Genomic DNA, 22181 nt, shown 5'->3' on the forward strand with positions numbered 1-22181 from the left:
AAACCACCCCCGGCAGCAGGACCGCACGGCGCCCCGACAAACCGACGGCCCGAAAGACCGACGGCCCGGCGGACCTGCGCCCCGACGGCCGCCCCGCGTCAGCGCCCGAAGCCGGGCTCGTCCTGCGGCAGCTCCAGATCGCTCTTGGCGAGCTCCTCCACGTTGACGTCCTTGAAGGTCAGCACCCGGACCTGGCGCACGAAGCGGGCCGGGCGGTACATGTCCCAGACCCAGGCGTCGGCCATGGTGACCTCGAAGAACACCTCGCCCTGCAGCGACTGCACCTTGAGCTCGTAGTCGTTCGTCAGGTAGAAGCGCCGCTCCGTCTCGATGACGAACTTGAACAGCCCGACGACGTCTCGATACTCCCGGTAGAGCTTGAGCTCCATCTCGGTCTCGTACTTTTCGAGGTCCTCGGCACTCATCCCCACGTTCCCCTCAGCTGTGCGTACGTCCAACCATTGTGGACCACAGGCGCGGCCCGGAGAGCCTGACCGGGCGGGCAGGCGGGCCTTCCCGCAGAACCTGCGCCAGCAGCCTCGCCAGCGCGTTCGGATAGATGGTCTCCTTCGTCCGCGACAGCTCCTGGAGCGTCCACCAGCGCAGCGCGTCGGTGGTGCGAAGTTCCAGCTCGGTCTGGCCGGAGGTGTCGGTCTCGACGGTCTCCGTGCGGGCCAGGTAGTACCACTCGTCCTGGGCGTAGCTGCGGCCGTCGAACTCGAACTCGGTCGCCCGCGTGGCCAGCAGCGGGCCCAGGCTGGCGTCGCGGATGCCGGTCTCCTCGGCGATCTCGCGGTGCGCCGCCGCCGCCAGGTCCTCCCCCTCCTCGACTCCGCCGCCGGGGGTGAACCACCACTCCCGGCCCGGCTGCTGCGGGTCGAAGCCGTGCAGCAGCAGGATCCGGTCGTCCGGATCGAGCAGCAGCACGCGCGCCGCGCGGCGGCGCTTCGGTGTCATCCGGCGGTGCTCCTCATGCGTTCGCGGGCGCCGGACGCGGGCGCCTCCGACCTGCCATGCCTGCGACCGTACCCGCCGCAGCGGTGATCAACACCAGTGCGGCGCCGCCGACCGTCGCCAGTGCGGCCTGGCCCAGCGGCCCGTGGTCGCTCGCCCGTGCCCCGGGCAGGGCGTCGAAGACACTCGTGCGGTCGATCGTCCCCATGGCCCCGAGCGGCCAGGCGACCCCCTCCACCCGGCCCAGCACGGCCGAGGCGGGCACACTGCCGCCCAGCTGGTCGATGTGGACCCGGGAGTCCTCGGAGATCGCCCGGTTGTCGCCCATCAGCCAGAGCCGACCCGCGGGGACCTTCGCGGTGAACTGCTGCGACGCCGGGCCCGCGCCCAGCTGCGTGCGGCCCGAACCGCCCGCGCCGGTCCCCGCCGTCCCCGCGGTCGAGGCGGGCTCCAGGTAGCTCTCGCCGAGCGGGACGCCGTTGACCGTCACCCGGCCCTGCGGGTCGCAGCACACGACCGTGTCGCCGCCGACGCCGATGACCCGCTTCACCATCGCGGTGTTCCCCCAGTCGGGGTCCTTGAAGACGACGACGTCCCCGCGGCCGATCGCGGAGGCGGAGGTGTGCGTCGCGAGCACGGTCTCGCCCGCCTTGATCGTGGGCTCCATCGAACCCGTGGGCACCGCGTAGGGCCGGTACTGGACCGCGAGCAGCACGAAGCCGCCGACCATGGCCAGCAGGCCGATGCCGATGCCCAGTGCCTGGAGCACTCCGCCCGCCGAACGCTTCCGTCCCGCCATGCCTGCCGCTCCCCGCACTCGTCCGCGCCCGTTCGATTCTGTCGCGCGCCACAGCGGAGGGCCGTGGTACGTCCGAGCAGATTACTCGTGGGTACCACGGCCCTCGCAAGAGCTGAGCGGTGAGTTCCGGGCGACACCCGGCGACCGCCGGCTACTTCCTGCGCAGCTTCCTGCGGCGGTTGAGCAGCGTGATCGGCACCGCGCCGACCAGCGCGGCCACGGCCGGGTGGCCGTCGACCAGAGCGGCGGCCTGGTTGGTGATGCCGGGCTGCGAGAAGGTGTCCGGGATGGGCAGCGTCTTCCAGTTGGACGGCGGCCAGGCGACGACGATGGCGCGCCCGATCACCTTGCTGTCCGGCACGGAGCCGCCGCCGGGCTCCTCCATGTGGTAGCGGGAGTCCGCCGAGTCCTGTCGGTGGTCGCCCATCACGAAGATCGAGTTGGCCGGGACGGTGAACTTGGGGATGTTCTTGTCGCCGCAGGGCGTGTTGCCCGGGTAGAGGTAAGGCTCGTTCAGCGCCTTGCCGTTGACGTAGACCGGGCCGGTGCCCGAGCAGCTGATGGTGTCCCCGCCGACCGCGATGACCCGCTTGATCAGGTCCTTCTCGTTGGCCGACGGCATCAGGCCGATCCAGGAGAGGACGTCCTGCATGCCGCGGACGAAGCCGTTGCTGCTGGGCTGCTCGCCCGGCTCGCCGGCCAGCCAGTTGCTCGGGTCGTGGAAGACCACGACCTGGCCGCGCGAGGGCTTCGCGCCGAGGCTCGGCGTCAGCTTGTCGACCAGCACCCGGTCGCCGATCTTCAGGGTGTTCTCCATCGAGCCCGAGGGGATCGAGAAGGCCTGCACCAGGAAGGTCTTGATCAGCAGCGCCAGCACCAGCGCGACGCCGATCAGGATCGGCAGTTCCTTCCAGAAGGAACGCTGCTTCTTCCCCTTCGACTTGGTGGACCCCGCGTCGCCGTCGGCGTCGTCGTCCTTGCCCAGAACGACGTGAGAGCCCTCGGTGAGGTCGTCCACCGGGGTCTCGGCCTGCTCGCCCATCTGTGATGCCTCGCTGTTCTCCTGGGCGGCTTCCCCGCGTCCCTTGTCGTCCACGGACCCTACGGTACGGCCGCTGGAGTCCTCGGGCTCGCCGACACCAGAGCGGGCACCGATCACCACGTCCCCCACGAAGCCTCCTCAGCTGAACCGCAGCGGGGTCTGTCCCCGCACATGAGTACCATCACGCGCGTCAAACGCGCGTCAGGAGCGGCGGCGCCGGGCTCGTACGGCCCCTGGCGCAGCCGCGACCACACCCATAACGAGCGGGAGTTCCCGGGGAAGCGGCCCGAGGGGTGCGGACGAGGAAACTTGACGAACACTTTGCTGGCCACCGGGAAGGGTCTGCCAGCGCGACAACGGCCAGACCACCGCCATCGCCCGTCCCACCACGTCCTTCTCCGGGACGAAGCCGCCTCCGGGCTCGTTCATGTGGAAGCGGGAGTCGGCGGAGATGTCGCGATGGTCACCCATCACCCACAGCTCGCCGGCGGGCACCGTGACCTTGAAGGGGATCCGTGACGGCGGATTCCCCGGATACAGGTAGGGCTCGTCGATCGGCTTGCCGTTGACCAGGATCCGGCCGTGGCTGTCGCAGCACGCCACGGTGTCCCCCGGCACCCCGATCACACGCTTGATCAGATCACGGTCCGAGGGCAGCAGTCCGAGAAAGGTGAAGGTGTTCTTGACCGCGCCCAGCACCGCTCCGGACTTGGGCACGGGATCGTTCTTCAGCCAGTTGCTCGGGTCGTTGAAGACCACGACGTCGCCGCGCTTCGGCTGCCAGCCGAACCAGGGCGAGAACTTGTCGACCGCGACCCGGTCGCCGATGGCGATGGTGTTCTGCATCGACCCGGAGGGGATCGAGAACACCTGCACCAGAAAGGTCTGCAGCAGCAGGGTGATCACCAGCGCGACGCCGATCACCAGCGGGACCTCGCGGACCAGCGAGCGCTGTCTGCGCCGCTTGGCGCGCTTGGCGCTACGCCGACGCTCGGCGCGGCCGCGCTCGGCCCGGCCGTTGCCGCCCGCCTGCTCCTCCTCCTCGCGCGCGTAGAAGGTGTCCGGATGGGGACCCCGTCGAGGCGGCTCGGAGCGCGGCTTACCCCTGGTGCCCACGCGCTCCGCCTCCCGTCGCCGCGGCCGCGATGGCGCGGTCGAGTTCCGCGAAGACCTCGGGGCGGTCCAGCGAACGCGAGTGACCGAACGGCAGGATCACCCACTCCGCCCGGCCGATGACCCGGTCCACCGGCACGAAGCCGCCGCCCGGGTCGCCGAAGTGGTCGCGCGAGTCGGCCGAGACGGCCCGGTTGTCGCCGAGCACGAAGAGCTTGCCGGCCGGGACGACCACGACGAAGGGGAAGGCGGAGGGCTTGGCCCCCGGATAGAGATAGGAGCCCTCGTCGAGCGGCACGCCGTCCACCGTGATCCGGCCGTGGGCGTCGCAGCACTTGACCGTGTCGCCGGCGACGCCGATCACCCGCTTCACGAAGTCGTCGCCGGAGGCGTCGCGGGTGTCCTGCGTCTCGGTGTCGATGAAGGAGCCGCGGCCGTCGAAGACCACGACGTCGCCGCGTTGCGGCGCTCCGCCGAAGTCGTAGGAGAGCTTGTTGACCAGCACCCGGTCCCCGACGGCCAGCGTGTTCTCCATGGAGCCCGAGGGAATGGTGAACGGCTGCGCGACGAAACGGTTCAGCAGCACGATGCCGAGGACGCAGACCGCCAGCAGCAACGCGAGTTCCTTCCACCGGAGGGCCCTGCCCCCGGCGTCGCCCGCCTCCTCGGCGGCGGCGGCGCTTCCAGATGCGGCCGCGTCGGCGGATCCGGAATCATCCGCCCCGGATACGCCGGAGGACCGCGACGGAGCCGTTGCCACCTCGTCGTCGACGGGTGGCTCGGCGCTGTCGCGGTCCCCGGGAAGCTGCTGCGTTTCCATTGCCGCAGCAGCCTAAGCCATCAGGCTGGGAGGCTGCGGCGGGAAGCAGACGTGAGAGCTCAGCTCTCGCGCTTCTCCTTGATCTTCGCGGCCTTGCCGCGCAGGTCACGGAGGTAGTACAGCTTGGCGCGACGGACCGCACCGCGGGTCACGACCTCGATCTTCTCCACGATCGGGGTGTGCACCGGGAAGGTGCGCTCGACGCCGACGTTGAAGCTGACCTTGCGGACCGTGAAGGTCTCGCGCACGCCCGCGCCCTGGCGACGGATGACGACGCCCTTGAACTGCTGGATACGGGAGCGGTTGCCCTCGATGACGCGAACGTGGACGTTCACGGTGTCGCCGGGGCGGAAGGCCGGGATGTCGGCGCGGATCGACGCGCTGTCGATCTCGCTGAGCAGGTTGCTCATGATTTCTCCATCACAGGCGCCACAGGCCACCCGCGGAATTCGTGATTGATGATTCGCTGTGTGTCCGCCGGTTCCCGTCGTCTCCCCTGTGGCAGAGGCGGCGGTCCTGAGCCGGGGCTCTCACCACGGCTGCGGCCGAGGACAGGCAGCAAGGGGCTATTCTGCCACGTCTTCCACGGCCTGAAGAAATCGGCCGCTCGCCTCGTCCCACCAGACGCCCAGACCGGCCAGCGCCTTGATGTCGTGCTTGTCCATCGCGCCGCGCTCCCAGCGGGCCACCAGATCGGGGCGGTTGGCGAGAGTACGGGCGAAGGCCTCGTCGCGGCGCCAGCGGGCGATCTTGGCATGGTTGCCGCTGAGCAGCACCTCGGGCACGCTCCGGCCGCGCCACTCGGCGGGCTTGGTGTAGACCGGACCCTCCAGCAGATCGGCCATCCGGCCGGGGGCGAAGGAGTCGTCCTGGTGCGACTCGGCGTTGCCCAGCACCCCGGGGAGCAGCCGGGCCACCGCCTCGACGATCACCAGCACCGCGACCTCGCCGCCGGCCAGCACGTAGTCCCCGATCGAGACCTCGACCACGGGCATCCGCTCCGCGGCGTCCTCGATCACGCGGCGGTCGATGCCCTCGTAGCGGGCGGGCGCGAAGGCCAGCCAGGGCTCGGCGGCCAGCTGCTGGGCCAGCTCCTGGGTGAAGGGACGGCCGCTGGGCGTCGGCACGACCAGCGTGGGCACGGCGCCCTCGCCCATGCCCTCGGCGCCGCTGCCGGACGCCACCACGGCGTCCAGGGCCGCGGACCAGGGCTCCGGCTTCATCACCATGCCGGGGCCGCCGCCGTACGGCGAGTCGTCCACGGTGCGGTGCACGTCGTGGGTGAAGCCGCGCAGCTCGTGCAGCCGCACGTCCAGCTGCCCGCGGGCGCGGGCCTTGCCGACCAGGGAGAGGTCGAGCGGGGCGAGGTACTCGGGGAAGATCGTGACGACGTCGATCCGCATCAGGCGTCGGCCTCGCCGGACTTCTCGGACGGCTCCTCGGCCGACGGCGCCGACTCGTCCTCACGGGCGCTCGCGACGACGGCGTCGGCGGGGTCGATCAGGCCCGGCGGCGGGGTGATCACGGCCCGCTGCTCCTCCAGGTCGATCTCCGGCACGATCGCGGTGACGAAGGGGATCAGCACCTCGCTGCCGTCCGGGCGGACCACGGTGAGCAGGTCCTGGTAGGGCAGGTGGACGACCTCGGTCAGCTCGCCGACCAGCGTGCCGTCCTTGAGGAAGACGTCCAGGCCGACCAGCTGGTGGTCGTAGAACTCCTCAGGGTCCTCCGGGCGGTCCTCGGGGTCGATCTCGGCGATCAGCAGTGTGCCGCGCAGGGCCTCGGCGGCGTTGCGGTCCTGGACGCCCTCGAAGCGCAGCAGCAGCCGACCGCTGTGCACCTTGCCGGAGGCGATGGTGAGCGGGCCGGCGGTGGCGGGGTCGGTCATGAGCACGGCGCCCGGGCCGAGCCGCAGCTCGGGCTCGTCGGTGCGCACCTCCACGGTGACGTCGCCCTTGATCCCGTGGGCGCGGCCGATCCGGCCGACGATCAGCTGCACTGTTCTGCGTCTCCTTCAAGAAATGCCCGGCGGGAAATGCAAAGGGCCGGCTGGGATCAAGGATCCCAGCCAGCCCCGAGAGGTGCCTCTCAGCCAAGCCTTTGGCGGCGTGGCCTGGTCAGCGCACGCTGTCCACGTCGACGAGGTCGACCCGGACGCTGCGACCACCGAGCGCGGTGACCACGGTGCGCAGCGCACGCGCAGTGCGCCCGCCGCGGCCGATGACCTTGCCGAGATCCTCCGGGTGCACGCGCACCTCGAGGATCCGGCCCCGGCGGAGCTCACGCGAGCGGACCTGGACCTCGTCCGGGTTCTCGACGATGCCCTTCACCAGGTGCTCGAGGGCTTCCTCCAGCATGATCACGCCTCGGCGGAAGCGTCGGACTCGGCCGCGGCCTCGTCCTTCTTCTCCGTCTTCTTGGCCTTCGGAGTGATGGCCACACCGGTGGTCTCGCTCTCGAAGCCGGCGACGGCCTTCGCGAACAGGTGCGAGAAGTCCGTGACCTTGGGCTCGGCGACCTTGAGCGGCGCCGGGGCCTCCAGGCCCTTGAACTTCTGCCAGTCGCCGGTGAGCTTCAGGATGGCGAGCACGGCCTCGGTCGGCTGGGCGCCGACACCGAGCCAGTACTGGGCGCGGTCGCTGTCGACCTTGATGATCGAGGGGTCGTAGGTCGGCTGGTAGACGCCGATCTCCTCGATCGCACGACCGTCACGCTTGGTGCGGGCGTCGGCGACGACGATGCGGTAGTGCGGGGAGCGAATCTTGCCGAGACGCTTCAGCTTGATCTTGACTGCCACTGGAGTGGTTCTCCTGGATTTGACGTGGGTGAGCAGCCGCGCATTCCACGTGGGGTTGCGGCTGCTGGCTGCTCTACGGACACGTCAGCCGGAAGGAGAGAGGGCCCTGCTCGGCTGCCGAGTACTCAGCTGTCCATTCTGCCATATCGGCGCAGCCCGATTGACCGCCGGGCTCCGGGGGCGGCTTGCGCCGACCCTCGGCGACCGGCGGCGGTCAATCGACTAGCGACGGGTGCGCGGCTCGGCGATCTGGAAGACCTCGCCGCAGTTGCCGCAGACGATCGGGGCCTGCGACAGCACCGACGGCACGACGCGGACGTTGCGTCCGCAGCCGCAGACCGCCTTGACGCGGACGCCGCCGCCCGAGGACCCGTGCCGGGTGGCCGGACCGCGGAAGGTGCGCGACCGGTCGCTCGCGGCGCTGGTCGCGGCCGCGTGGTCGCCCAGGGCGCGCTGCAGGCGATCAATCGTTTCGGCAAAACGCTCGCGGGTCTCCGGTCGCATGGTGACCAGGGAGAAGCCCGAACTCGGATGCGGATCGGCGTTGTGATCGAGGCCGAGCTCGTCGGCCAGCGTCAGGAAGCGCCGGTTGTGGTAGCGCCCGGCCCGGGAGGTGTCCCGGATGCCGCGCGCAGCGGCGAGGCCATGGGCGGCCTCGTGCAACAGCCGTTCGAACCCCAGCTCGGTGCCGCAGGCCGAGGAGGACTCCCCGATCAGCGACTCCGGGGCTGCGAGGTTCGGCAGGTCGGAGTGGTAGCGCTGGATGTCGCCCCAGGCGACGGCCAGCTCGGCGGCGAGAACCAGAGGTTGTGTCGTGCTCACGCAACGCAAACGAGGAAGGGTTCCGGGATGTTCCGCAGAATCGGTAATTGTTGAAGGCTTTATTTTTCCGTGACCTGCGCCACATTGACCGACATGGACGGAAACGGCCGCCCCGACAGTTCATCCGCCCTTCCTGACAGGGCAGTTGACCAGAACGCGACGGCCGGTCCGGCTCCCCCGCACGAGGGAGCCGGACCGGCCGTTCTACGACAATCCGATGAGCGTGGTCTCAACCACCGGGACGAGGCTCAGTACGCGCGGGCCACGATCGCGATGTTGCCCGCCTGGTCGTCCGTCTCCGGGACCGAGCCGTCGGCAGCGACGATGCAGCGGACCGAGACGCCCTGCTCGGCCAGCTTGGCCTCGCCCTCGGGGCCGAGGTCGGCCCAGGAGATCCGGCCCCAGCCGGTCGCCGCGGCCTCGACGGCCTCGTCGATCGTGGCGACCTCGACCGTGCGGGCCTCGCGGCGCTCGCGGGACTGGCGCAGCAGCAGCGCCTGGTCCTCCTCCAGGACGGCCGGCACCAGCGTCGCCAGCGCGTCGACGCTGACCGGCTCCTTGCCGCCGGCGATCCGGCGGACCAGCATGGCCGTGCCGTTCTCCAGGTCGCGCGGGCCGACCTCGATGCGGACCGGAACGCCCTTGAGCTCCCAGTCCACCGCGCGGCGGCCGAAGGGGGTGTCGGTCCTGTCGTCGACGACGACGCGGACGCCGGCGGCCTCGAGCGCGGCGCCGATCTCCCTGACCTTCGCCAGCACGGCGTCATCGCCCTTGATCGCCAGCACGACGGCCTGGACCGCGGCCAGACGCGGCGGGACGCGCAGGCCGTTGTCGTCGCCGTGCGACATGATCAGGCCGCCGACCATGCGGGTCGACACGCCCCAGGACGTCTGCCAGACGTGCTCGCGCTCGCCCTCGCCCTTGAGGTAGGTGGTGTTGAACGCCTTGGCGAAGTTCTGGCCCAGCTCGTGGCTGGTGCCCATCTGCAGCGCCTTGCCGTCGACCATCATGCCTTCGAGCGTCAGCGTGTTGATCGCGCCGGCGAACCGCTCCTTGGCCGTCTTGCGGCCCAGGACCACGTCGATGCCCAGGACGTTGGTCATGAAGTCGCCGTACACGTCGGTGTGGATCATCGACGCGTAGGCGTGCGCGTCCTCGTAGGTGGCGTGGGCCGTGTGGCCCTCCTGCCAGAGGAACTCGGTGGTGCGCAGGAAGACGCGGGGACGCAGCTCCCAGCGGACGACGTTGGCCCACTGGTTGATCAGCAGCGGCAGGTCACGGTGGCTCTGGACCCACTTCGAGAAGTACTCGTTGATGATCGTCTCGGAGGTCGGCCGGACGACGATGGGCTCCTCGAGCTCCTTGCCGCCGCCGTGCGTGACCACCGCGAGCTCGGGCGCGAAGCCCTCGACGTGCTCGGCCTCACGGGTCAGGTAGGACTGGGGGATGAACATCGGGAAGTAGGCGTTCTGCGCGCCCGCCTTCTTGATCCGCGCGTCCATCTCCTGCTGCATCCGCTCCCACAGGCCGTAGCCGTACGGTCGGATGACCATGGTGCCGCGCACCGGACCGTTGTCGGCCAGCTCGGCCTTGTTGATCAGATCCTGGTACCAGCGCGGGAAATCATCCGCCTGGGGGGTGAGAACGGGAGCCTTTGCCATGGGGCGAATGGTACGGGGCAGGCCGGGCTCGGCTCCAATCCGTTGTCCGCCGCGCGTCCGGACGGCGGGGCGAACGGGGCGAAACGTCCCCATGAAGGGTCCGCCTCGCCTATGGACGCCGGGCGGCTCTCGCGCTTGGCTGGATGCAGGATCCCGGGCCCTACCGAGGTGAGGAGCCGTCATCATGGTTTCTGCGCAGTCGACTCAACGGGGGGAGCGCACACGGGCGCGACAGCGGGCGCGCGACTGGGCCGAGATCCAGGAAAGGATGCTGGTCCCCCTCTACGAGGCGGTCTACGACCGGCTGGAGGTGGGCCCCGCGACCTCGGTGCTGGGGCTGGGCTGCCGTTCCGGGCTGGCCCTGCTGCTGGCCGCGGCGCGCGGCGCGGAGGTGGCCGGCCTCGAGCCGGAGGCGGAGCTGCGGGAACTCGCCCAGGACCGCTCACTGCGGGTCCTGGCGGACGTCTACCGCGAGGTGGCGCCGCCGCGCGGAGCGGCGCACACGCTGGTGACGGCGTTCGAGCACCTGTCCTGCACGGCGGATCCGCCCGCCCTGGTCCGCGACGCGGCCCGGCTCACCACCCGCGGCGGGCATGTCGCTCTCGCGACGTGGGGCCCGGAGGAACGGTGCGAGAGCGCGGCGGTCCTCGACGTCGCCCAGCGCCTGGCGGACCCACGGGGGTCCGCGCCCTACGCCCCCTTCGCGCTGAGCGCGCCGGGCGCGCTGGAGTCCCTGATCGACCGCGCCGGCCTCCGCCCGGCCGGCGGCGGCCGGGTCTGCTGCCCCTACGCCTACCCCGACCTGGACACGGCGCTGCGCGGCATCATGTCGACGGGCGTCTTCGACCCGGCGGTGGACTTCTCCGGCGAACGGCAGGTGGCCAAGGAGATCACCGAGACGCTCTTCCCCTGGGTCCGCCCGGACGGCTCGGTCCGCATGGAGAACGTCTTCCGCTACGTCCTGGCCGAACGCGTCCGCTAGTCGCACTGTCCAGGGGCGCGGGGAACTGCGCGACAAGCCACTGACGAGCGGATGATCCCCAACGCGCCGGGCCATCCGCAGAGGGCGGTTCTCGCGCAGTTCCCCGCGCCCCTTGGGCCGTGCAGCTCATTCGCCGTCTTTGGCCATCCGGGGGATGCCGGCGACGCGGTAGGCGTCGGCTTCGTCGAGGGTTTCGTGTTCCATCAGGGCCTCCGCGAGAGCGTCCAGTTGCGCGCGGTGGGCGGTCAGCTTGCGGCAGGCCTCGTCGTAACACTCCGAGACGATCCGCCGGGCCTCGCCGTCCACCGCGTCCAGCGTGCTCGGCGCAGCCGACAGGCCGTACGCGCCCTGGGCGTCGTTCGGGATCGCGGTCAGTCGACCGACCTTCTCGCTCATGCCCCAGCGGCCCGCCATGCCGCGGGCGATGTTCGTGACCTGCTCCAGATCGCTCTCCGCGCCCGTCGTGACGACCCCGTACACCACCTGCTCCGCGGCCATGCCGCCCAGCGCCCCGATGATCCGGCCGCGCAGGTACTCCTCCGTGTAGGAGTAGCGGTCCGCCTCCGGCGTGGAGAGCGTGACGCCCAGCGCCCGCCCGCGCGGCACGATGGTGATCTTGCGGACCGGGTCGGCGCCCGGCTGCAGCATGCCCAGCAGGGCGTGCCCGGACTCGTGGTACGCCGTCCGCAGCCGGTCCGCGTCCGGCATGACCAGCGCGCGGACCGCACCGAGCTGGACCTTCTCCAGCGCGTCGGAGAAGTCCCTGCCCGAGACCTCGTCGTCCTTCCGCTTCACCGCGAGCAGCGCCGCCTCGTTCGCCAGGTTGGCCAGCTCCGCGCCGGTCATGCCGGGCGTGGTCTTCGCGACCTGCTCCAGGTCGACGTCGGCCGACAGCGGCTTGTCGCGAGTGTGGATCTTCAGGATGGCCTCCCGCCCGGTCCGGTCCGGCGGGCTGACCATCACCGTGCGGTCGAACCGGCCCGGCCGCAGCAGCGCCGGGTCCAGCACGTCGGAGCGGTTGGTCGCGGCCAGGACGACGACGCCCTCCGAGCCGGAGAAGCCGTCCATCTCGGTGAGGATCTGGTTGAGCGTCTGCTCGCGTTCGTCGTGACCGCCCATCGCGTTGCCGCCGCCGCGGGCCCGGCCGATGGTGTCGATCTCGTCGATGAAGATGATCGCGGGCGCGACCTTGCGCGCCTCGGTGAACAGCTCGCGCACCCGGGAGGCCCCGACGCCGACGATCATCTCGATGAACTCGGACGCCGAGGCGGAGAAGAAGGGCACGTTCGCCTCGCCGGCGACGGCCCGCGCGAGCAGCGTCTTGCCGGTGCCCGGCGGGCCCGCGAGCAGGACGCCGCGCGGCATCTTCGCCCCGAGCCTGCGGTAGTCGTCCGGGCGCTTCAGGAAGTCCACGACCTCGGCCAGCTCCGCCTTGACCTCGTCGATGCCGGCGACGTCGTCGAAGGTCGTGCGCTTTCCGCCGGGCGGGGTCTCGATCGGCTTCGGCGGGGCCTTCCTGGCGAGCCCGCCCATGCCGCCCCCGCGGCTCATCCGCCGGGCGATGACCACCCAGAGCACGACCAGCAGCAGCATCGGCGCGAGCGAGATCAGCAGGTTCGCCAGGAAGCCGCGCTCCTTGACGACCGGCTCCGCGTCGACCTTGACGTTCTGCTGGGTCAGCGTCGCCCACAGGTTGTCGTCGGCGAAGACCGGACGCTGGGTGGTGAACTGGTCGTAGGTCTTGCTGCTGTCGTCCGGCTGCGGCTGGGCGGTCTTGAGCTTGCCCTGGATCGTGTCGCCCTTGGCGTAGATCTCGGAGACCTGACCGGCGCTCAACTGCTTGGTGAACTCGGTGTAGGGGACGCTGATCTGCTTCCCGCCGCCGAACACGTTCAGCAGCATGTCCACCAGCAGGAAGACGACCAGCGCGGTGAGCAGCAGGCTGAGCCAGTTGCGCCGGGACGGCCTGGGCGGCGGCCCGGGCGCGGGCGGCGGGGCCCCTTCCGACCGCCAGAGCTTGTCGGGATCCTCGCGAGGCGGCACAGGGCTGGTCACGATTGCGACAATACGGATAATCAGGACACCGTGCCACCGCCCGCGCCGGGCCACTCCTCCGCGGTCAGCGCGTAACGCTCGTGGTCACGCCAGGCGTCCTGGAGGAAGAGCATGCGCGGCGAGAAGCCCTCCAGCCGGAAGCCGAGGCGCTTGGCCATCGCCACGGAGGGGGCGTTCTCGGGCTGGACATTGATCTCCAGCCGGTGCAGGCCGAGGCCTCCCCGGGACTCCGGCGTGAAGCAGGCGTCCACGACCAGACGCATGCCCTCGGTCATCCGGCCGGTGCCGTTGTAGGGGAGGTAGGAGTTGTAGCCGAGCGAGGCGTTGCGGAAGCGTCCCCGCACGATGTTGGAGACGTTGCAGGTGCCGACGAAATCGCCGTCCTCGACGGTCACGATCAGGAACGTCCGCAGCGCGTCACCCTGACGCCGCACCATCTCGGGCAGCGCGTCGGGCTCCACCGGGTTCCACCGCCCGATGTGCTCGGCAGAACGGTTCACCGCGGCGGCGTACGCGACGGCGTCGGAGAGTCGAGGATGCCGGATCTCTACACGCATGCGGTGAGCCTAGCCCTTGGGAGATGGGCCAGTTGCAACATCAGGGGCGCGGGGAACTGCGCGAGAAACCACCCTGCGCGGATGGCCCTGTTCAGTGAGGACCATCCGCATGTCAGTGGCCTGTCGCGCAGTTCCCCGCGCCCCGGTGGTGCAACCGCACCTGCTGCCTAGAGCAGGTCCTTGAACTCCTTCGGGAGCTCGAAGTCGGACGGACCCTGGCCGGCGCCGAGGCCGAACGCGCCGCCGGGCTGGGCCGCACCGTCCTGCTTCTTCTGCTCCGCCGCCTGCGCCGCCTGCTGGCGCTTCAGCGGGTTGCCGCTCTGGCGGCGGCCCTTGGCCGCCTTCTGCTGCTTGGGCTTGCGCGACGCCCCGCCGCCCATGCCGGGCATCATCGGCATGCCGGGCACGCCCTTGCCGCCCGCCATCGCCGACATCATCTTGCGCGCCTCGAAGAAGCGCTCGACCAGGCTGCTGACCTCGGACACGTGCACGCCGGAACCCTTGGCGATACGCGCCCGGCGCGAGCCGTTGATCAGCTTCGGGTCGTCCCGCTCGGCCTGGGTCATCGACTTGATGATCGCGCCCACCCGGGCGACGTCCTTGTCGTCGATGTTGTTGATCTGGTCGCGCATCTGCGCCATGCCCGGCAGCATGCCGAGCAGCTTGGTGATCGAACCCATCTTGGAGACCTGCTCCAGCTGGGCCAGGAAGTCGCCGAGGCCGAACTCCTTGCCGCCCTTGCTCGCCAGCTTGGAGTGGACCTTGGCGGCCTCCTCCTGCGAGAAGGTCTTCTCGGCCTGCTCGATCAGCGAGAGGACGTCACCCATGCCCAGGATGCGCGAGGCCATCCGGTCCGGGTGGAAGGCGTCGAAGTCGTCGAGCTTCTCGCCGTTCGAGGCGAACATGATCTGACGGCCGGTGACGTGGGCCACCGACAGCGCCGCACCACCGCGCGCGTCGCCGTCCAGCTTGGACAGCACCACGCCGGTGAAGTCGACGCCCTCGAGGAAGGCCTGGGCGGTGGTGACCGCGTCCTGGCCGATCATCGCGTCGACGACGAAGAGGACCTCGTCCGGGTTGATCGCGGCGCGGATGTCCGCGGCCTGCTGCATCAGCTCGGCGTCGATGCCGAGGCGGCCGGCGGTGTCGACGATGACGACGTCGTACTGCTTGTTCTTGGCGTAGTCGATCGAGTCCTTGGCGACCTGGACCGGGTCGCCGACGCCGTTGCCCGGCTCGGGAGCGAAGATCGCGACGCCCGCGCGCTCGGCCATCACGCCGAGCTGGGTCACCGCGTTCGGGCGCTGCAGGTCACACGCGACCAGCAGCGGGGTGTGCTTCTGGTCCTTGAGCCACTTGGCCAGCTTTCCGGCCAGGGTGGTCTTACCTGCACCCTGGAGGCCGGCGAGCATGATGACCGTCGGGCCGGTCTTGGCGTAGCGCAGACGGCGGGTCTCGCCGCCGAGGATGCCGATGAGCTCCTCGTTGACGATCTTGATGACCTGCTGGGCCGGGTTCAGCGCGGCGGAGACCTCCGCGCCGGCCGCGCGCTCCTTGATCCGGGAGATGAAGGCACGGACCGCCGGGAGGGCGACGTCCGCCTCCAGGAGGGCGATCCTGATCTCGCGGGCGGTGGCGTCGATGTCCGCCTCGGACAGGCGGCCCTTGCCCCGGAGGTTCTTGAACGTCGCTGCGAGGCGGTCGGAAAGTGTGTCGAACACGTCGGTCGCGGGTCCTTGTGACTCGAGGGCGGTTACAGGTTTTCGTCCTCAAGGGTATCCGCCCCGCCGGTCGTCCTCGGAACGCACCCGCAACCCACTCGTACGGGGGGACCGCGCTCGCGCCTCCACCCGTCTGCCGCAGGACGTCACCAGCATGGGCGTATGTCGCTGGTCGCCAAGCTGATCTACGCCCGCCGCCGTCCGCTGCTGCGTCGGGCGGTGCAGGAGCTGCTCGCGCTCTACGGGGTCGAGGTGCCCGCCGCCGCCGAGATCGGACCCGGTCTGGCCGTCTTCCACCGCGGCTTCGGCCTGGTGCTGCACCCCCGCACGACGCTGGGCGCGAACGTCGTCCTCTACAACAACGTCACCGTCGGCCGCGCGGACCCGTGGGTGCCGCAGGAGCTCAGCCGGATGGAGCGGATCGTCGTGGAGGACGGCGCCGTCCTCTGCTCCGGCGCGCGCGTCGTCTGCAAGACGGGCGTGCTGACCGTCGGCCGGGGCACGATCGTCGGCGCCAACGCCGTGCTGACCCGGTCGACCGGGGAGAACGAGATCTGGGCCGGAGTGCCGGCCCGGCGCGTCGGCTTCCGCAGACCGCCGGGCCGGGTCGTCGCTCAGGACAGGGCGCGTTCGACGGACCGCGCCAGCTCGGTGGCTGCCGCGTCCGACAGCGGCCGTCCCTCCTCGTCGGTGAGGTAGAACGCGTCGACCGCGTCCGCGCCCAGCGTGGAGATACGGGCGCGGTGGACCCGCACACCCGTGCCTTCCAGGGCACGGCCGATCCGGTGCAGCAGCCCCGGCGCGTCGTGGGCGCGGACCTCAAGCACCGTCGCGGAGGAACTGCTGCCGCGCGCCACGGTGACCCGCGGCGGCGGGGCGACGCTGCCCCGCCGCCGGGGAGCGGAGGCGTCGCGCTCGGCGAGGCGGCGCGCCACGTCGAGGCCGCCCTCCAGCGCGCGACGGATGTCGGCCCGCAGCCGGGCCGCCTCGGGGACGTCGCCGAACTCGGCGGCGACCTTCCAGGTCAGCACCAGCACCGGACCGGCCCCGATCGGGTCGAGCTCGCGGATCGCCGCCGCCCGCACGGTCAGCCGGTGCAGCGCGAGCACGCCCGCGACGACGGGAAGCACGGACGGGCGGTCCGGCAGGGCCAGGGTCAGCTCGACGCCCATCGGCTCGTGGTCCTCGCCCTGGCCCTCGCTCTCGGCGCGCACCGACAGCACCGGGCCGACGGTGCGGGCGGCCTCGACGGCCAGGCGTTCCTCCTCGGCCGTCGGGTCCATCGCGGTCAGGCCCGTCTCGTGGGCCGACGCCTCGCCGGCGAGCGCCGCCGAGGCGCGCTGCACCAGCTCGCCGACGAGCTGGGCCCGCCAGTTGCTCCACGCCGCCGGGCCGGTGGCCAGGGCGTCGGCCTCGGTCAGCGCGTGCAGCAGCTCCAGCGTGCCGACGTTGCCGACCACCTCGGTGATCGTCGCGACGGTGGCCGGATCGTCGGGATCGCGCCGCATCGCGGTCTCCACCAGCAGCAGGTGGTGGCGGACCAGCAGCGCCAGGGTCTCCACGTCGGCCTTGGGGAAACCGAGCCTGGTCGCGACGTCGCGGGTGATCACCTCGCCGGCCTCGGAGTGGTCGCCGGGCCAGCCCTTGCCGATGTCGTGCAGGAAGGCCGCGACCAGCAGCAGGTCGGGGCGGGCGACCCGGCGGGTCATCGCGGCGGCGCGGACCGCCGTCTCGACCAGGTGCCGGTCGACCGTCCAGCGGTGCACGGCGTTGCGCTGCGGGCGGCAGCGGACCCGCTCCCAGTCCGGCAGCATCCGGGCCACCAGACCCTCGGCCTCCAGCGCCTCCCAGACCGGGATCGCGCTCTCGCCCGCGCCGAGCAGCGTGATCAGCTGCTCGCGTGCCTCGTCCGGCCAGGGCACCGGCATCGGACGGGTCTCCGCGGCCAGATGGCGCACCGTGCTGGGCGCGAGCGGCAGATCGGCCTGCGCGGCGGCGGCCGCGGCCCGCAGCGGGAGCACCGGGTCGTGGCCGGGGCGCGCGGGAGCGGCGAGGACCGCCTCGCCCTCCATCTCGACGACGCCCTCGGCCAGCGGACGGCGCGGCACCGGGCCGCGCACGGCGCCACCGCCGCCGAAGCCGAAGACCCTGCGGCCGCGGCCGCTGCGGGCGCGCAGCACCCGCTCGACCTCGCGCCAGGTGACGTCGGCGGCGTAGGCGATGACCCTGGCCGCCTCGTAGACCTGGCGCAGCAGGATGTCCGCGTCGAGCAGGCCGAGGTCGGCGGCGACGGCGTCCTGCTCCTGCAGGTTGAGCCGGTCGGTGGCCCGGCCGGTGACCAGGTGCAGGGAGTCGCGGACGTCCCTGAGCCGGGTGGCGGCCTCCTTCAGGCCCGCCCGGGGGGCGTCGGCGATCCAGGAGGCGGCGACGGCGTCCAGCGCGGTGACGTCGCGCAGGCCGCCGCGGGCCTCCTTCAGGTCGGGCTCCAGCAGGAAGGCCAGCTCGCCCTGGCTCTCGGCGCGTTCGCGGCACAGTTCGAGGAGTTCCGGGAGCCGCCTGGGTGCGGTGGCGCGCCAGTCGGCGAGGACGGCGGAACGGAGCGAGGCGGTGAGGGTCGGGTCGCCGGCGATGTGGCGGGCGTCGAGGAGGCCGAGCTGGGCCTTGAGGTCCTCGGCGGCGATCTTGCGGGCCTGGCCGAGATCGCGGACCGAGTGGTCCAGCGCGACGCCGGTGTCCCAGACCGGGTACCAGATGCGTTCGGCGAGCGCGGCCACGCCGGGCCCGCGGACGCCGCCCTCGTGCAGAAGCAGCACGTCGAGGTCGCTGCGCGGGGAGAGCTCGCCGCGTCCGTAGCCGCCGACGGCGACCAGCGCGACGCCCTCGGAGGCGGCCCCTGACAGCGCGTCGGCGAGCAGTCCGGAGAGCCAGCGGTCCGTCAGGTCCGCGAGCGCCGCCCGGCGCGGCGCCCCGCCCCCGCCCTCCCCCCGCAGCAGCGCGAGCCGCCGCGCGGCGTAGCCGGTGCCTTCGGTCTGCGGGTCCGTCACCTTGGTTCTCCGTCCGGGCTGCGGATACGGCGGAGCGGACCCGCAGCCTTCGTCGGCTCCGAGCCCGCTTCACCCTTCACGTTCTACCAGGCCGAGCGCCTGGCCGGTCGCTGCGACCGGGTCGTCGAGCCGTGGTGGCCCGGCGACCGGTCAGAGCGCGTCCGGACCGCGTTCCCCGGTGCGGACCCGCACGGCGGAGTCGACCGGGATGCTCCAGACCTTGCCGTCGCCGATTTTGCCCGTTCTGGCGGCCTTGACGATGACCTCGATGACCGGCTCGGCGTCGTCGTCCTCGGCGAGCACCTCGATGCGGACCTTCGGGACCAGGTCGACGGTGTACTCCGCGCCCCGGTAAACCTCGGTGTGGCCGCGCTGACGGCCGTAGCCGCTGGCCTCGGTGACGGTCAGGCCGTGGATGCCGAAGGCCTGCAGGGCCGCCTTCACGTCGTCGAGGCGGTGGGGCTTGATCACTGCAGTGATGAGCTTCATCTCAGGCATCGACCTTCGTGTCGTCAGTCTCGGCGGGGCTCACGGCGGGCTCGGCGGCGGGCGCCGTCGGGGCCAGCGCCCGCGACAGGGCCGCGCCGACCGCGCTGAAGTCGTACGCCGACTCGGCGTGCTCGGCCTGGTCGATGCCGGCCACCTCGACGTCCTCGGAGACCCGGAAGCCGATCGTCTTGTGGATCACCGTGCCGATGATCCACGCCATCACGAAGGAGTAGACGCCGACCACGCCCACGCCCATGGCCTGCTTGCCCAGCTGGGTGAAGCCGCCGCCGTAGAAGAGGCCCTTGGCCGCCGAACCGCCGCCACCGGTGGCGAGCAGGCCGATCAGCAGGGCGCCGGCCGCGCCGCCGACCGCGTGGACGCCCACGACGTCCAGCGAGTCGTCGAAGCCGAGCTTGTACTTCAGGCTGATGGCCCAGGCGCAGAGGGCGCCGCAGACCAGGCCGAGGAAGATCGAGCCCAGCGGGCTGATGTAGGCACAGGCGGGGGTGATCGCGACCAGACCCGCGACCGCGCCGGAGGCGGCGCCCAGGGTGGTGAACGCGCCGTGCTTGATGCGCTCGAAGATCAGCCAGCCGATCATGGCGGAGCCGGTGGCGATCTGGGTGTTCGTGAAGGCGAGACCGGCCAGGCCGTTCGCGGCCAGCGCGGAGCCGGCGTTGAAGCCGAACCAGCCGAACCAGAGCAGGCCGGAGCCGAGCATCACCAGCGGCAGGCTGTGCGGCCGCATCGGGTCCTTCTTGAAGCCGACCCGCTTGCCGAGCACCAGCGCCAGGGCGAGACCGGCCACACCGGCGTTCAGGTGGACCGCGGTGCCGCCGGCGAAGTCCAGCACGCCGTTGCGGTCACCCAGCCAGCCGCCCTTTCCGCCGTCGAACATGAAGACCCAGTGCGCGACGGGGAAGTAGACGATGGTCACCCAGAGCCCGACGAACAGGGCCCAGGAGACGAACTTCGCACGGTCCGCGATGGCGCCGGAGATCAGTGCCGGAGTGATCACCGCGAACATCAGCTGGAACATCGAGAATGCGAACACCGGAATGGTTCCGGACAGTTGGTTCATTCCGATGTGGCGCATGCCGAGCATCGAGAAATCACCGATGAGGCCGTGGAACGAATCCGGGCCGAATGCGAGCGTGTAGCCGTAGAGCACCCACAACACTGTGACGATGCCGAGCGCGATAAAGCTCATGACCAGCATGTTCAGGGCGCTCTTGACCCGGACCATGCCACCGTAGAAGAAAGCGAGGCCGGGGGTCATCAGCATGACCAGTGCCGCGCTTATGAGTACGAATGCGGTGTCTCCGCCGCTGAAGCCGCTGGGCATCGGCGTCTCCTCAGTGTTGGGCCGCTCCGTCCCCGGGTATCCGTCCCGTGCCCCCGGGGTCGTCGGCTGATGCTGAGGAGATTGACGCAGTGCGGTTTCCGCCGATGAATGCAGATGTTTCGCGTGAGTGACGAAGCTGACGCCGGTGTTACACCCCGGTGAACGAAAGCTCACCGAAAACCGGCCGCGAGAACCGTCCTGATGACCTGGCGTGGGGGAGCCGAGTCGGGTGAAGGGGGACGGGCCCCGCGGCCGGAGCTGTGGGCTCGCTTCGCAGGTCAGGCGGTGTTGCGGGTGGCGATGTTCTCGGGCAGCGTCTGGTCGATCTGCTCACGCAGCCGACGCACGCTGTCGACGCCCTTGAACTCCCGCTCGGCCGCCTCGGTCGTCTTGCGCAGCCGCGTATTGACGCGCTCCGAACGGATCCGTGCGGCGATCTCCATCGCCTGCTCGGCGGAGGCCACGGCCGCCTCGGGCTCCTTGCGGAGCAGGTGCACGCTGGCCATGCCGATCAGGTTCAGCGCGTAGGAGCGCTTGTGGTCGGGATCCTCGGAGAAGAGCTCCACGGCCTGCCCGATCTCGGGCTCCGCCTGCAGCGCGTACACCTGGCTGCTGCCGGTCTGGTAGCAGAGGTCGCGGTAGGAGTGGCCGTTCTCGGCGTGCAGTTCGGCCTCGGAGAAGAAGGTCAGCCAGTCGGGCACGACATCGCGCTGGCCGGCGTCGTCGAAGGAGTCCTCGGCGTGCCGGGCGGCCCGGTAGCACTTGCCGGCCTCGCCGAGATTGGCGTAGGCGCGGGCCTCCATGGCGTGCATGAGCGCGAGTTGGCGTGAACTCGCCGTGTCGCGCGAGCCGTACTGGGCGAGGTGGATCAGTTCCAGAGCGTCGGCGGGCCGGTTCAGGTGGATCATCTGCCGGCACATGTCGGTCAGCACCAGCGCGCCGAAGGGGCGGTCCCCCGCCTCCTTGGCGGCGTGCAGCGCCAGCACGTAGTACTTCTGCGCGCTGGGGTGCATGCCGACGTCGTAGGACATCCAGCCGGCGAGATGGGCGAGCTGGGCCGTCGTCTGGAACAACCGCCTGGTGGTCTGCGGGCTGTAGCTCTCCTGGAGCAGGTCGCAGACCTCGTGCAGCTGGCCGACCACGGCCTTGCGGCGCAGACCGCCGCCGTTCTGGGCGTCCCACTGACGGAACATCACGACGGTGGACTCGAGCAGGTCGAGCTCGGGCCCGGACAGCCTGCCGGTCACCGGCGCGCCCTCGCGGGCGGCGGAGAGCGCCGTGGTCGGCAGCCCGTGGGCGTTCGGGCTGAGCCAGCGCTGCATCGGCTCGATGAGGGCGGAGCCTGCGGTGAGGGCGAGGGAGGTGCCGAGGAAACCCCGGCGGTTGAGCATCAGGTCGCTGCGCGAGTACTCGGAGATGAGCTGGACGGTCTGGTCGCCCGTCCAGGGCAGGTCCACGCCGGAGCCGGGGGTGAGCGGCGCGACCGCCTTGAGGCCGAGGTCCTCGACGGGAACGGGTGAGCCGAAGCGGTCCGAGAAGAGCTCGGAGAGGATCTTCGGAATGGGTTCGCGCGGCTGTTCCCCGTCGAGCCAGCGGCGGACGCGTGAGGTGTCGGTGCTGATGTGCGCGGCGCCCATCTGGCGGGCTCGGCGGTTGACCTGGCGGGCGAGCTCGCCCTTGGACCAGCCGCTCCTGACGAACCACGCCGTCAGTTTGTCGTTGGGTTGCTTGTCGCCCACCGGAACGCCCCCATCCCGGGCTCGCGCCGCCACATGTGCCGGCTGCTGTCGGTCCGTCAGTTGGTGTGTGTGCGGGGCGCCTTACTTCGACATGGCGGTCGATCTGCCAGTGGCATACCCGCTGACGTGCTCATGTCGGTAGAGGTTTCCGACCCTGCATCAGGAACGTAGCGCGGTTTGCGCCGTCCGGGGGAGCTTGTCCGCAGAAACGCCACCTTTCGCCACCCCCACGAGTGAACTT

General features: G+C 71.0%; 22 protein-coding genes. 2 read left to right on the forward strand and 20 right to left on the reverse strand.

What is annotated here, in order from left to right:
- Positions 1 to 98: 98 nt before the first annotated feature.
- The 13 genes from BS83_RS36615 to proS form a co-directional block, all read right to left on the reverse strand.
- The gene (locus tag BS83_RS36615; RefSeq protein WP_037607578.1) at positions 99 to 425 is read right to left on the reverse strand and encodes a DUF2469 domain-containing protein; all 327 of its coding nucleotides are present in this window, start codon (positions 423 to 425) and stop codon (positions 99 to 101) included.
- Positions 426 to 438: 13 nt separating this feature from the next.
- Positions 439 to 957 (reverse strand): NUDIX hydrolase, encoded by a 519-nt coding sequence (locus BS83_RS36620; protein WP_037607579.1) that lies wholly within the window; start codon positions 955 to 957, stop codon positions 439 to 441.
- Between the two features lie 13 nt (positions 958 to 970).
- Complete coding sequence (lepB, locus tag BS83_RS36625; RefSeq protein WP_037607580.1) at positions 971 to 1753, reverse strand: signal peptidase I; 783 nt, start codon at positions 1751 to 1753, stop codon at positions 971 to 973.
- Between the two features lie 151 nt (positions 1754 to 1904).
- Entirely contained in the window at positions 1905 to 2924 is a 1020-nt protein-coding gene (gene lepB / locus BS83_RS36630; RefSeq protein ID WP_037607581.1) for a signal peptidase I, read from the reverse strand.
- Between the two features lie 72 nt (positions 2925 to 2996).
- Complete coding sequence (lepB, locus tag BS83_RS36635) at positions 2997 to 3911, reverse strand: signal peptidase I (RefSeq protein WP_051944759.1); 915 nt, start codon at positions 3909 to 3911, stop codon at positions 2997 to 2999.
- Positions 3895 to 4728, reverse strand: a complete 834-nt coding sequence (gene lepB, locus BS83_RS36640) for a signal peptidase I (RefSeq protein ID WP_037607582.1) — start codon at positions 4726 to 4728, stop codon at positions 3895 to 3897. The genes lepB (BS83_RS36635) and lepB (BS83_RS36640) overlap by 17 nt, the downstream gene beginning before the upstream one ends.
- 59 nt (positions 4729 to 4787) lie before the next feature.
- Positions 4788 to 5138 (reverse strand): 50S ribosomal protein L19, encoded by a 351-nt coding sequence (rplS, locus tag BS83_RS36645; protein ID WP_037607583.1) that lies wholly within the window; start codon positions 5136 to 5138, stop codon positions 4788 to 4790.
- Between the two features lie 156 nt (positions 5139 to 5294).
- The gene (trmD, locus tag BS83_RS36650; protein ID WP_037607584.1) at positions 5295 to 6131 is read right to left on the reverse strand and encodes a tRNA (guanosine(37)-N1)-methyltransferase TrmD; all 837 of its coding nucleotides are present in this window, start codon (positions 6129 to 6131) and stop codon (positions 5295 to 5297) included.
- Complete coding sequence (rimM, locus tag BS83_RS36655; protein WP_037607586.1) at positions 6131 to 6727, reverse strand: ribosome maturation factor RimM; 597 nt, start codon at positions 6725 to 6727, stop codon at positions 6131 to 6133. Before rimM ends, trmD begins: the two co-directional genes overlap by 1 nt.
- Before the next feature lie 118 nt (positions 6728 to 6845).
- A complete protein-coding gene (locus BS83_RS36660) occupies positions 6846 to 7085 on the reverse strand; it encodes an RNA-binding protein (RefSeq protein ID WP_037610750.1) in 240 nt (79 codons plus the stop codon).
- 2 nt (positions 7086 to 7087) lie between these two features.
- Positions 7088 to 7525: a 30S ribosomal protein S16 gene (gene rpsP / locus BS83_RS36665; protein ID WP_037607587.1), complete on the reverse strand. Its 438-nt coding sequence runs from the start codon at positions 7523 to 7525 to the stop codon at positions 7088 to 7090.
- Positions 7526 to 7747: 222 nt separating this feature from the next.
- Complete coding sequence (locus BS83_RS36670; RefSeq protein ID WP_037607588.1) at positions 7748 to 8347, reverse strand: hypothetical protein; 600 nt, start codon at positions 8345 to 8347, stop codon at positions 7748 to 7750.
- A 248-nt stretch (positions 8348 to 8595) separates the two neighbouring features.
- Complete coding sequence (proS, locus tag BS83_RS36675; protein WP_037607589.1) at positions 8596 to 10008, reverse strand: proline--tRNA ligase; 1413 nt, start codon at positions 10006 to 10008, stop codon at positions 8596 to 8598.
- A 268-nt stretch (positions 10009 to 10276) separates the two neighbouring features.
- On the opposite strand from proS, the gene BS83_RS36680 reads away from it, so the two are divergent.
- Positions 10277 to 10990 carry a class I SAM-dependent methyltransferase gene (locus BS83_RS36680; RefSeq protein ID WP_037607590.1) on the forward strand — a complete coding sequence of 238 codons (714 nt, stop codon included), beginning with the start codon at positions 10277 to 10279 and terminating at the stop codon, positions 10988 to 10990.
- Between the two features lie 126 nt (positions 10991 to 11116).
- On the opposite strand, the gene ftsH is transcribed toward BS83_RS36680, so the two are convergent.
- The 3 genes from ftsH to ffh all read right to left on the reverse strand — a co-directional run bounded on the left by ftsH (position 11117) and on the right by ffh (position 15323).
- On the reverse strand, positions 11117 to 13045 hold the full coding sequence (gene ftsH, locus BS83_RS36685; RefSeq protein ID WP_037607591.1) for an ATP-dependent zinc metalloprotease FtsH: 1929 nt from the start codon (positions 13043 to 13045) through the stop codon (positions 11117 to 11119).
- A 20-nt stretch (positions 13046 to 13065) separates the two neighbouring features.
- The gene (locus tag BS83_RS36690; protein WP_037607592.1) at positions 13066 to 13602 is read right to left on the reverse strand and encodes a GNAT family N-acetyltransferase; all 537 of its coding nucleotides are present in this window, start codon (positions 13600 to 13602) and stop codon (positions 13066 to 13068) included.
- A gap of 167 nt (positions 13603 to 13769) precedes the next feature.
- The gene (ffh, locus tag BS83_RS36695; RefSeq protein WP_037607593.1) at positions 13770 to 15323 is read right to left on the reverse strand and encodes a signal recognition particle protein; all 1554 of its coding nucleotides are present in this window, start codon (positions 15321 to 15323) and stop codon (positions 13770 to 13772) included.
- A gap of 162 nt (positions 15324 to 15485) precedes the next feature.
- Between ffh and BS83_RS36700 the strand changes: the two genes are divergently transcribed.
- Positions 15486 to 16022 carry an LbetaH domain-containing protein gene (locus BS83_RS36700; RefSeq protein WP_037607595.1) on the forward strand — a complete coding sequence of 179 codons (537 nt, stop codon included), beginning with the start codon at positions 15486 to 15488 and terminating at the stop codon, positions 16020 to 16022.
- On the opposite strand, the gene BS83_RS36705 is transcribed toward BS83_RS36700, so the two are convergent.
- The 4 genes from BS83_RS36705 to nsdA form a co-directional block, all read right to left on the reverse strand.
- A complete protein-coding gene (locus tag BS83_RS36705; RefSeq protein WP_037607596.1) occupies positions 15938 to 18367 on the reverse strand; it encodes a [protein-PII] uridylyltransferase in 2430 nt (809 codons plus the stop codon). The two genes, BS83_RS36700 and BS83_RS36705, sit on opposite strands and share 85 nt — an antisense overlap.
- Positions 18368 to 18517: 150 nt before the next feature.
- Positions 18518 to 18856: a P-II family nitrogen regulator gene (locus BS83_RS36710; protein ID WP_037607598.1), complete on the reverse strand. Its 339-nt coding sequence runs from the start codon at positions 18854 to 18856 to the stop codon at positions 18518 to 18520.
- Position 18857: 1 nt separating this feature from the next.
- On the reverse strand, positions 18858 to 20201 hold the full coding sequence (locus BS83_RS36715) for an ammonium transporter (RefSeq protein ID WP_037607599.1): 1344 nt from the start codon (positions 20199 to 20201) through the stop codon (positions 18858 to 18860).
- Between the two features lie 278 nt (positions 20202 to 20479).
- Positions 20480 to 21940, reverse strand: a complete 1461-nt coding sequence (gene nsdA / locus BS83_RS36720; RefSeq protein WP_037607600.1) for a transcriptional repressor NsdA — start codon at positions 21938 to 21940, stop codon at positions 20480 to 20482.
- Positions 21941 to 22181 lie beyond the last annotated feature (241 nt).

Origin of the sequence: Streptacidiphilus rugosus AM-16 (assembly GCF_000744655.1) — a bacterium.
Taxonomy (GTDB): domain Bacteria; phylum Actinomycetota; class Actinomycetes; order Streptomycetales; family Streptomycetaceae; genus Streptacidiphilus; species Streptacidiphilus rugosus.

What these genes read in the sequence shown, in the direction of transcription:
- BS83_RS36615 (WP_037607578.1), bottom strand. Translation starts at nt 425, where the DNA reads ATGAGTGCCGAGGACCTCGAAAAGTACGAGACCGAGATGGAGCTCAAG.
- BS83_RS36620 (WP_037607579.1), bottom strand. Translation starts at nt 957, where the DNA reads ATGACACCGAAGCGCCGCCGCGCGGCGCGCGTGCTGCTGCTCGATCCG.
- lepB (WP_037607580.1), bottom strand. Translation starts at nt 1,753, where the DNA reads ATGGCGGGACGGAAGCGTTCGGCGGGCGGAGTGCTCCAGGCACTGGGC.
- lepB (WP_037607582.1), bottom strand. Translation starts at nt 4,728, where the DNA reads ATGGAAACGCAGCAGCTTCCCGGGGACCGCGACAGCGCCGAGCCACCC.
- rplS (WP_037607583.1), bottom strand. Translation starts at nt 5,138, where the DNA reads ATGAGCAACCTGCTCAGCGAGATCGACAGCGCGTCGATCCGCGCCGAC.
- trmD (WP_037607584.1), bottom strand. Translation starts at nt 6,131, where the DNA reads ATGCGGATCGACGTCGTCACGATCTTCCCCGAGTACCTCGCCCCGCTC.
- BS83_RS36660 (WP_037610750.1), bottom strand. Translation starts at nt 7,085, where the DNA reads ATGCTGGAGGAAGCCCTCGAGCACCTGGTGAAGGGCATCGTCGAGAAC.
- proS (WP_037607589.1), bottom strand. Translation starts at nt 10,008, where the DNA reads ATGGCAAAGGCTCCCGTTCTCACCCCCCAGGCGGATGATTTCCCGCGC.
- BS83_RS36680 (WP_037607590.1), top strand. Translation starts at nt 10,277, where the DNA reads ATGCTGGTCCCCCTCTACGAGGCGGTCTACGACCGGCTGGAGGTGGGC.
- BS83_RS36690 (WP_037607592.1), bottom strand. Translation starts at nt 13,602, where the DNA reads ATGCGTGTAGAGATCCGGCATCCTCGACTCTCCGACGCCGTCGCGTAC.
- BS83_RS36700 (WP_037607595.1), top strand. Translation starts at nt 15,486, where the DNA reads ATGTCGCTGGTCGCCAAGCTGATCTACGCCCGCCGCCGTCCGCTGCTG.
- BS83_RS36710 (WP_037607598.1), bottom strand. Translation starts at nt 18,856, where the DNA reads ATGAAGCTCATCACTGCAGTGATCAAGCCCCACCGCCTCGACGACGTG.
- BS83_RS36715 (WP_037607599.1), bottom strand. Translation starts at nt 20,201, where the DNA reads ATGCCCAGCGGCTTCAGCGGCGGAGACACCGCATTCGTACTCATAAGC.